The 10,440-nt window shown below is 55.3% G+C and carries 5 protein-coding genes and 1 pseudogene; 4 read left to right on the top strand and 2 right to left on the bottom strand.

The window, feature by feature from the left end; all coding sequences use genetic code 11:
• Positions 1-381 precede the first annotated feature (381 nt).
• The 3 genes and pseudogenes from AAC019_RS13630 to AAC019_RS13620 all read left to right on the top strand — a co-directional run.
• Positions 382-654: pseudogene (locus AAC019_RS13630) on the top strand (HIT domain-containing protein); the annotation flags it as partial.
• Positions 655-699: 45 nt separating this feature from the next.
• Complete coding sequence (locus tag AAC019_RS13625; protein WP_339899552.1) at positions 700-1,161, top strand: GNAT family N-acetyltransferase; 462 nt, start codon at positions 700-702, stop codon at positions 1,159-1,161.
• Between the two features lie 171 nt (positions 1,162-1,332).
• Positions 1,333-1,593, top strand: coding sequence for a hypothetical protein (locus tag AAC019_RS13620; RefSeq protein WP_339899551.1), 261 nt, complete (start codon positions 1,333-1,335; stop codon positions 1,591-1,593).
• Positions 1,594-2,406: 813 nt separating this feature from the next.
• On the opposite strand, the gene metH is transcribed toward AAC019_RS13620, so the two are convergent.
• Together metH and AAC019_RS13610 are read right to left on the bottom strand one after the other, a co-directional pair.
• Positions 2,407-6,117, bottom strand: a complete 3,711-nt coding sequence (gene metH, locus AAC019_RS13615; RefSeq protein ID WP_339899550.1) for a methionine synthase — start codon at positions 6,115-6,117, stop codon at positions 2,407-2,409.
• Positions 6,118-6,301: 184 nt separating this feature from the next.
• A complete protein-coding gene (locus tag AAC019_RS13610) occupies positions 6,302-7,213 on the bottom strand; it encodes a D-hexose-6-phosphate mutarotase (RefSeq protein WP_339899548.1) in 912 nt (303 codons plus the stop codon).
• 228 nt (positions 7,214-7,441) lie between these two features.
• Here AAC019_RS13610 and rapA point away from each other — a divergent pair, with 228 nt between their 5' ends.
• Positions 7,442-10,393: an RNA polymerase-associated protein RapA gene (rapA, locus tag AAC019_RS13605; protein ID WP_339899547.1), complete on the top strand. Its 2,952-nt coding sequence runs from the start codon at positions 7,442-7,444 to the stop codon at positions 10,391-10,393.
• Positions 10,394-10,440: the final 47 nt, after the last annotated feature.

Raw genomic sequence — 10,440 nt, 5'->3', positions numbered from 1 at the left:
TTACCCACTAAAATAGGCCTCCGCTCGGCTGGCTGCAGGGGGCCCAAAAACGTCACTTCGTAGCAGGCTTGGGTTGGTAGTTGCGTTTACCGCTATGGCGTAATATTCTACGGAAAACATAAACGCCTAGCGCACATTTCACTGGTCAATTAATCTCGGACAAGGAGCTGTCAAAAATGCCGTTTTTTCCTGTTCAATCAAACACATTTCACAGTTCCTTAACCCAGTCTCTGCTGGAGATAGGTTGCCGTGAGGAATCTCACCTTGGCAAATGAGTTAGCTGTTGTGCTTTTAGGGATAAACGATGGGTGACTTTTACTGCGATCAGGTACTCAGCGGCAAGCTGAAGGTTTCAGTTGTATTTGAAACCTTCAGCTTGCCTTTCATCACACGCAGCCTTTTTTCGAGCGGCATGTGGTGATTGTTCCAAAACAACATATTGAGTCATTAACTTCCCCAGAAGCTGCCGATGGCAATCTGTCAGCGGAATTTCTGACTGCGATTAATCATGCTGCATCTATTGTGGAAAAAGAACTAGGCGGCTGTCGAGTCAGCAGTAACATTGGAATCTACCAGGCAACGAAACATCTCCACTGGTATGTGCATGCGGGGAAAAGACTTAGAAATGAAGATGGAACTGAAATCGAAACATAACAAACGCATTCAGCTGTCCCGCCACATTGGGAATTAGAGCTTACTATGAAAGAATTTAGCTTCGATATTCTCGATCTAAAAAATGACGAAGATGTTTTGGAGGCCGCTACGTTACATTGTGGTGTGCCGGGAGAGTGGAATAGCGACCACTCCTACTCTGAAGAATCGGTAGTCCGAGCTGTTGAAGATCTTCAGAATTCTGTACACGCCTGTTACGTGGTGCTTGCCCGTAACGAGAAGAATAAGTTGGTGGGGATGCACTGGGTTAAACTTGAATCTCGTTGTGATGAAAAATTCGGAAACGTAGCTTCGCTTTGGGTTCACCCGAACTATCGCAGGCAAGGAGTGGCCACTCAACTCAAGGAGTTGGCCGAAACTTGGCTCCGGGATCATGGTGCTACTGAAATCAGAACGCAGGTATACATGGAGAATAGAAAAATGCGGGCGCTAAATGAGAAGCTCGGGTACAAAGTAAAGCTAGTAGGTATGGCAAAGAGCATTCAGTAGGCCGTCGTCGCTCTTCCGGCGACTGAAAGTACAAAACAGTAACCAGAGAATGTGATCGTATAGCTTCCAAAGCACTCCGTAGCTACGAAGCCACTGGATACCGGCTCAAGGCCGGCATGACAAATAGCCTAATGGATGCCCCCTGTATTTTCTAAATGGGAATTGTTAATTTTGAATAAAATAGCATTTAAAGTCGCATTGGTAATTATAGTTGCGATGTTTCTTTATCCGCCTTATGAGCTTTTAGGTGCTACCGAGAAAGATGTTGTGTTGGAGTATGGATACGCTTGGGTCTTTGATTTTCCCACTTGTTGGGCAACAGCGACTAATTGCGGCTTTGATACCCGTATAGATATTAATAGGCTTTTCATTCAGCTTCTGATGGTATCGGTCATAGCTTTGGTCGCAGCGTTTGCCTTCAAAAAACATTAAGAATTAATATTTGGGCTTCACAGCAGGGTTACGGGGCCTGGGGTCAGGTTTTTTATTGTTGATCTCAATACCTTTGGTAGTCCAGTTTTAGCGCAACTACGAAGCGCCGCTTGTAACTCCCCCTGCAGCCAGCCGAGCGGAGGCCTAGCGTTTGCAAAGCACTGCTTAGCGCGTAGTCGAACGGCAGCAAGCTGTGCTTGCTGGCCGGACGCTTAGCGACGAAGGGCTGAGATGCCGGGTGCGTTTGACGTACATGGATGCACTAATGCAGCGAGCGCATGGACGCGCAGGAGCAGCATTGATTACTTCTTGTCGCACAACAAGAAGTAATTCGCCCGCCCGGCGACTGAGGGCAAACAAGGCAGTAACCAACCAATGTAATCGTATAGCACCCAAGCACTCCGTAGCTAAAAAGCCACTGGATACCGGCTCAAGGCCGGTATGACGATGTGGGCCACAAAAAGTATGATATTGCGTAGGCTCAGCTAACTACGAAGCACCGTTTTTAACTCCCCCGTAGATACAGCCGAATGGAGGCTTATTTTATCGGTTGAGCACACAGGACGTGTGCGAGAGGATTGTCAAGGCATGGACGCCCTGTCAATCCGTGCCGTTAAAATCAGCCGGAGTGAGGGGACCCGAAGGGCTGGATATGTGGGGGCGCGCCTTTTGAGTACTTTTCGTCGCGAAACGAAAAGTACTTCGCCACGCCCGGCGACGCGGGCATATAAACTAAAGCCCGCGTTAGCGGCATCATTTTACGTAGTTAACAAAGCCAATACATAGCTCAAGGCCGGTATGACGACTATAAACCTACTTCCCCGGCTCATACCCCAACACCGGGCTCAACCACCGCTCCATATCCACCATACTCATACCTTTACGCTCAGCCAGCGACGCTACCTGATCTTTCTCGATTTTGCCGATGGCAAAGTACTCCGACTCGGGGTGCGAGAAGTACCAGCCGGATACGGCCGCCGTTGGGTACATGGCGTAGTGTTCGGTCAGCTCCAGGCCGGTGTTCTTTTCAGCATCCAGCAGTTTAAACAGGGTGCCTTTCTCGGTGTGATCCGGGCAGGCGGGGTAGCCGGGGGCGGGGCGTATGCCCTGGTAGCGCTCGCGGATTAAGTCGTCGTTGTCGAGCTGCTCGTCTTGTACGTAGCCCCAAAACTCGGTGCGCACGCGTTTGTGCATGTGCTCGGCCAGCGCCTCGGCCAAGCGGTCGGCCAGAGCTTTAACCATAATGCTGTTGTAGTCGTCGCCGGCGTCTTTGTATTGTTGGGCAAGCTCTTCGGCGCCGATACCGGCGGTGACGGCAAAGCCGCCGATGTAGTCCTGTTTGCCCGAGTCTTTAGGCGCGATAAAGTCGGCCAGCGAGTAGTTGGGCTTTTTGTTGCCAGGCTTTTGTTGCTGTTGGCGAATGTGGTGCAGGCGAGCGAGCTCGTTGCCGTCGTCGTCGGCCAGGGTAATGTCATCGTGATCAACGGTGTTGGCGGGCCAAAAGCCAATCACGGCGCGGGCTTTTAACAGCTTCTCGTCGATGAGTTTTTTCAGCATCGCTTGCGCATCGGCGAACAAGTTGGTCGCCGCTTCGCCGACGACTTCGTCGGTTAAAATTTTGGGGTACTTGCCGGCTAAATCCCAGCTGATAAAAAACGGCGTCCAGTCGATGGTGTCGAGCAGGTCGGTCAGTGGGTAGTCGTCAAACACTTTAACCCCGGTAAAAGCAGGCTTAGGTGGTGTGTAGTTGTCCCAGTCGGCTTTAAAGCCGTGCTCGATGGCGTCAGGGTAGGTACGCAGGGTGCCGCGCGGTTTGCGGTTGGCGTTGCGTACGCGCACCGCCTCGTACTCGTCTTTGAGCTTGGCGACAAACGGGTCGCGCGCGGTATCCGATAACAAGGTGCTGCACACGCCTACGGCGCGTGAGGCATCGGCCACGTATACCACCTGGTTTAAATCAAACGCCGGGTCAATTTTTACCGCAGTGTGGGCTTTGGAGGTGGTGGCGCCACCAATCAGCAGGGGTTTGTTAACACCCTGGCGCTCCATCTCGCGGGCGACGCTGACCATTTCATCCAGCGAGGGGGTAATCAACCCGGACAAACCAATGATGTCGCAGTTTTGCTCGATGGCGGTTTGGATGATTTTTTCGCCGGGCACCATAACGCCCAGATCGACCACCTCAAAGTTGTTGCACTGCAACACCACGCCGACAATATTTTTACCAATATCGTGTACGTCGCCTTTAACGGTGGCCATTAAGATTTTGCCGTTGGGGCGCGCGCCCTCGACTTTTTCGGCCTCGATGTACGGCTGCAAGTAGGCGACCGATTGCTTCATTACCCGGGCCGATTTAACCACCTGAGGCAAAAACATTTTACCGGCGCCAAATAAATCGCCGACGACATTCATGCCGTCCATCAGTGGGCCTTCAATCACATCCAGCGGGCGTTCGGCTTGCTGGCGGGCCTCTTCGGTGTCTTCAATAATATAGGTTGAGATGCCTTTGACCAGCGAGTGCTCCATTCGCTTTTTAACGTCCCAGCTGCGCCACTCTAAATCTTCTTTTTTGGCCACGCCGCTGCCGCCTTCGCGGTATTTTTCGGCGATATCCAGCAGCGCCTCGGTGCCCTCGTCGGTGCGATTTAAGATTACATCTTCGACTTTGTTGCGCAGCTCGTCCGGTAGGTCGTCGTATACGGCCAGCTGGCTGGCGTTAACGATGCCCATGTTCATGCCGACTTTAATGGCGTGGTACAAAAACACCGAGTGAATCGCCTCGCGCACCGGGTTGTTGCCGCGGAACGAGAACGACACGTTGGACACACCGCCCGATACGCCGGCGTGGGGTAGGTTTTCGCGAATCCACTGAGTGGCCTCGATAAAATCGACCGCGTAGTTGTTGTGCTCTTCAATACCCGTGGCGACGGCAAAAATATTCGGGTCAAAAATAATGTCTTGGGGCGGGAAGCCCACCTTGTCGACCAACAGCCGGTACGAGCGCTCGCAAATTTCTTTTTTGCGCGCGGCGGTATCGGCCTGGCCCTGTTCGTCAAACGCCATCACCACCACAGCGGCGCCGTAGCGCATGCACAGGCGGGCTTTATCGATAAACTCCTGCTCGCCTTCTTTCATGCTGATGGAGTTAACAATACCTTTGCCCTGAATGCACTTAAGCCCGGCTTCGATCACCTCCCACTTAGAGGAGTCCACCATAATGGGCACGCGTGAGATGTCCGGTTCGCCCGCGATTAGGTTTAAAAAGCGCACCATGGCCGCCTCGGCATCGAGCATGCCTTCGTCCATGTTGATGTCGATGACCTGGGCACCGCCCTCGACTTGCTCTAGGGCAACTTCGAGCGCGGTGTCGTAATCTTCCTCAACAATTAAACGCTTAAAACGCGCTGAACCGGTGACGTTACAGCGCTCGCCAACGTTTACAAACAGTGAGTCTTTGGTGATGTTAAACGGCTCAAGCCCCGATAGGCGACAGGCGGGCTCGATGTCTGGCACTTGGCGCGGGGCGTGTTTGGCAACCGATTCGGCAATGGCCTGAATATGGTCGGGGCGGGTGCCGCAGCAGCCGCCGATAATGTTTAAAAAGCCGGAGCTGGCAAACTCTTCGACAATCACCGCCATTTCATCGGGCTCTTGATCGTACTCGCCAAACTCGTTGGGCAGGCCGGCGTTGGGGTGCGCCGAGACATAACAGTTGGCGACGCGGGAGAGCTCTTGCACGTACTGGCGCAACTCTTGCGCACCGAGCGCGCAGTTAAGGCCAATAGAGATAGGCTTGGCGTGGGCCAGCGAGTTGTAAAACGCCTCGGTGGTTTGGCCCGATAGGGTACGGCCCGAGGCATCGGTAATGGTGCCCGAGATCATAATGGGCAGCTCAAAGCCTAGTTCGTCAAACACCTCTTGCACGGCAAAAATAGCGGCCTTGGCGTTGAGGGTGTCAAAGATGGTTTCGATTAGGATTAAATCTGAGCCGCCCTCAATTAGCGCCTTGGTAGCCTCGATGTAGTTTTCGACCAGCTGATCAAAGGTGACGTTGCGCGCGCCGGGATCGTTTACATCGGGCGAGATCGAGCAGGTGCGCGAGGTGGGGCCCAATACCCCAGTCACGTAGCGGGGCTTGGCCGGGTTGTCGGCGGTTAGCTCGTCGGCCACCTCGCGGGCAATGCGCGCGCCCACCAGGTTTAACTCGTAAGCCAGTGACTCCATGCCGTAATCGGCCATGGATACCTGAGTGGAGTTAAAGGTGTTGGTCTCGATAATATCGGCGCCGGCCTCTAAATAATCCCGGTGGATTTGCTTCATCAGCTCGGGCTGGGTCAGGTTGAGCAAATCGTTATTGCCCTTTACGTCGCTGGGGTAATCGGCAAAGCGCGTGCCGCGATAGTCCGCCTCCGAGAGCTTGTAGCTCTGGATCTGGGTGCCCATACCGCCATCGAGCACTAATATGCGCTCGGTTAAGGCTTGTTTTAGTTGGGCAATGCGTTGGTCGCGATCGGTAGCACTCATGCAGAAAACCTGTGTCAGTGTTAATGAGGGGCGCTGAATGGCTCGGTTTTTGTCATCCCCGCCTTCGCGGGGATGACTGGACTTAAGTAAGTGCCATTCGGGTGGGCGCTGGTGTGAGTCACCGTGGCCGTGGCCGAATTTATAAGCCGCGCATTTTACCAGTAAATGCGCGGTAATAGGGCGCTTATTGGGCGGGAGCAATGCTCATGCTGGCTCGCCTGGTGTCACCCGGCTCAATGTGCCAGGTATCGTTAAGGCAGGCGCCGCGCTCGACGCAGACGTAACCTGTGTGGTTGTTAGGGCCGATATCGCCTACGTTGGCGGCCAACTCGGCACCGGTGTTCCATACCACGACGCTGGGGCAGTGATCGCCCTCGACGCGCAGGCGACGTTTGCCGTCGTCGATGGTGATGGGCAATTGGATATCCTGGTACACACGGTCGACCTCGCCGGCAAAGGTGACCGGGCCACTTTGGGTAAAGGTCTTGCCGCCGGCGACTTTATCGGCGTATTCGCGGCCATCTAAGCCCTCGACCCGCACCTGGCTAATATCGCTGATGGCGAAGTAGGTGTGCATCACCCAGCTTGCACTGAAGGCGGATCGACTATTATTAGTGAGGGCCAGCTCCATAGTGGGGGTTTCGCCGAGGGTCAGCGTCAGCTCGGCATCAAAGTCGTACTCAAATACGGCATCGCTCGTGTGGATCAGGCCCAGAGTCACAATGGCGCGGCCCTGCTCATCGAGTCGGGCTGTCCGTAAGTCCCACGTTTTGGTGCGGGCAATACCGTGATTGGGGCGGCTGCTGTCGCTGGGGTGCGGGCCAAACCAGGGCAAGCACAGGGGGATGCCGCCGCGCAGGCTGGCGCCCTCGCTGAAGTTGCAGTTGGGGCTGACCCATAACAACTCCTCACCCCCTTTGGGCGCAAAGCTCAGCAGTTGTGCACCGTTTAGCGCCACAGTGGCCTGGCAGGTTGGGGTATCGATGGCGAGTAGTGGCAGCCCGTTACCCGGCTGATCGGGAAAGCGGCTGGCGCTATCGGTAAGGGTAAGAAAGTCGCAACGCGCAATAATATCGCGCAGGGAGTCTACAGGCATATGAAGTCTCGCTATGGATTGGCATGTGGGGCTCGAAGGGCGGCTCTATGGTTTGTTTTGTGCCGGATTTTCCGGCGGTGGCCGCTCATTAGTGTGGTGTTACAGCACACTAAGACAAATTTTAACAAATTCAGTGTGGCTTCGCATGCCCGCTGTAACCGGTTTAAGGTTTCGTTATAGGGCCAGTCACAGTATTATGCGCGCCCGTTTAACAATATCGAGGTCAGTGTGTCGCAAACAGCAGTTACCGTCGGTCAGCGCTACGTCAGTGATACCGAGCCCGAGCTGGGTTTGGGTGTCGTCTTACAAGTAAGCGGTGGCACGGTGGACATCGGGTTTCCCGCCGCCGAACAACGCCGTACTTATTCACTTAAAGAGGCGCCGTTAAGCCGGGTGCGTTACGCCGAGGGCGAGCGTGTTAAGCATCAGGCCGGCCAGTGGCTGGTGGTGCAGCAAGTGATCGAGCAGGGAGGTTGCCTGTTGTATCAAGCCATGAGCGATGATGGCGAGATTGTAGCGATCCCCGAGTTTGAGCTCGACAGTTTTGTCCAGTTTAGTAAGCCGCGCGAGCGCTTGTTCTCGGGGCAAATTGACCGCAGTAATCACTTTGCCCTGCGTTTTCGCAGCCAAAACCTGCGTCACCAAATAGAAAGTAGCGATGTCTTTGGCCTGGCCGGGCCTAAAGTCTCGCTGCTGCCCCACCAGTTGTATATCGCCGAGCAAGTAGCCAGCCGCTTTGCGCCGCGGGTGCTACTGGCCGATGAAGTGGGCCTGGGTAAAACCATCGAGGCGGGGCTTATTTTGCACCGCCAGCTGCTTACCGGCCGCACCCGGCGGGCGCTGGTGGTTGTGCCGCCGGCGCTGCTGCACCAGTGGCTGGTAGAGATGCTGCGCCGCTTTAACTTATCGTTTACCCTGCTCGATGAAGAGCGCTGCCGGGCGCTGGAGGGCACAGACGAAGAGGACGTGGTCGACTTTGAGCTGGACGATGAGCAACTGCTCGACCGGCTTGAGGAGGACGAGGTAAACCCGTTTGAGTCGGCACAACTGGTGCTTTGCTCGCTGGACTTTTTAACCGGTAACCCGCAGCGCTTAGAGCAGGCACTGGCCGCCGAATGGGATATGTTACTGGTGGACGAGGCGCACCATTTAAGCTGGAGCCCAAGCCGCGCCAGCGATGAGTACATCGCCATTGAGCAACTGGCCGAGCGTGCCAAAGGTCTGCTGCTATTAACCGCCACCCCCGAGCAGCTGGGCCTAGAGAGCCATTTTGCCCGCCTGCGTTTATTAGACCCAGACCGTTATTACGACTTTGAAAAATTCACCGCCGAGCAGCAAAGCTATAAGCCGTTGAGTGATTTAGTCGAGCAAATGCTAGCGCAGCGGCCCGACGACCCGGCAGTGGCCGGCAGCTTAGCCGAACCGCAATGGGCGGCCTTGGCCGACTACCTGGACGCTGACGCTGTTACCGCGGCCCGCGAAAACGCCGAGCAGCAATCGTTGGCCGTCGCCATCGACGAGCTGGTGACCATACTGCTTGATCGCCACGGCACCGGCCGGGTACTGCTGCGCAACACGCGCCACGCGGTTAAGGGCTTTCCCGAGCGTCATCTGCACGAGCACCCCATCGCCTTAGAGCAAGACGATGCCGAGGCGCTGGCCGAGCGGCCACTGTCTAGCCAGTTGCACCCGGAGTACTTTTGGGCCAGCGAGGGTGATTGGTGGTTACGCGACCCACGGGTGCCGTGGTTAAAAGAGTTTATTAAAGCGCGCCGCGGGCAAAAAATATTGGTGATTTGCGCCGATGGAGATACCGCACAAGAGCTGGAGATTTACCTGCGCTTGCGTCAGGGTATGGCCACCGCTGTGTTTCACGAGAATATGAACCTGGTGGCGCGCGACCGGGCGGCGGCCTATTTTGCCGATATGGAAGAGGGCGCCCAGGTATTAATTGCCTCGGAGATTGGCAGTGAGGGGCGCAACTTTCAGTTTGCACAAGATTTAGTGCTGTTTGATTTGCCGCTTAACCCGGATTTACTCGAGCAGCGCATTGGCCGCTTAGATCGCATCGGTCAGGCAGGTGAAATTCACTTGCATGTACCTTTGTACACGGCGCCCGATGGCTTAACCGCGCAAGAGAAACTCGCCCGCTGGTACCATGAAGGCATTAATGCCTTTACCCACACCTGTGCCATTGGTCATGCGGCGTTTTCCCGTTATGGCGAGCGACTCCAGCAAGCCATGGAGGCCGCCGGTGGTGACGACTTGAATGTGCTGGTGGATGAAACCGCCGCGTTTGCCGCGCAATTAAATGCCGAGCTGCAAGCCGGGCGCGACCGCTTACTGGAGCTAAACTCTTGCCGCCCCTCCGTGGCAGCGCAGCTGGTCGAGCAATTACAGCAGCAAGACAGCGGCGAAGTACTGCCGGAGTTTTTAATGCGCGTGTTGGACAGCTTTAACGTCGAGTACGAGCGCCACAGTGAAAACAGCTGGGTATTGCACCCGGGCGAGCATATGCGGGTTGACCCCTTCCCGGGTTTACCCGAATCGGGTTTGACCATCACCTTTGATCGTCAGCAAGCGCTGGAGCGCGACGACATTAGCTTTGCCACCTGGGAGCACCCCTTGGTGCGCGGTGCGATGGAGCTGATACTGGATACCGAGTTTGGCAACACCGCGGTGGCCACGCTAAAACTGCCACCGCTAAAGCCCGGCACGCTTATGGTAGAAGCGGTGTTTTGTTTGCACTGCCCGGCGCCGGCGCAATTGCAGTTAACACGCTACCTGCAAGACGCGGTGATGCGCGTACTGCTGGATGTAAACGGTAAAAACTTTGCCGCGGTGCTAAGTCCCGATAAACTGGCCAAAGTTGTGCAAAAAGTGCCGCGTGCGACCTCGCAAGAGTTAGTGCGCCACTCGCGCGCGCAAATTGCCACCCTGCTCGATAGCGCCGAAGATATCATGGCCCCCGAGCGCGACACACAAGTGAACGCCGCCCTGGCCAGCGCCAGACAATTGCTGGGGGCCGAAATCGCCCGCTTGCAAGATCTGGCGAAGGTAAACCCCAATGTGCGCCAGCTGGAAATTGACGAGCTGCAACAACAGCTGGACGACACGGTTAAACACCTGGAGCAAGCCAGCTTAAAACTCGATGCCGTACGGGTGATTGTGGCGGTATGATTGTACGTCTGAAGTCCGATGTCTGACGTTTGATGCGTCTGACCTCG

The organism is uncultured Gilvimarinus sp., assembly GCF_963975215.1.
GTDB lineage: Bacteria > Pseudomonadota > Gammaproteobacteria > Pseudomonadales > Cellvibrionaceae > Gilvimarinus.
This window is presented reverse-complemented; position numbering and strand designations above follow the sequence as displayed.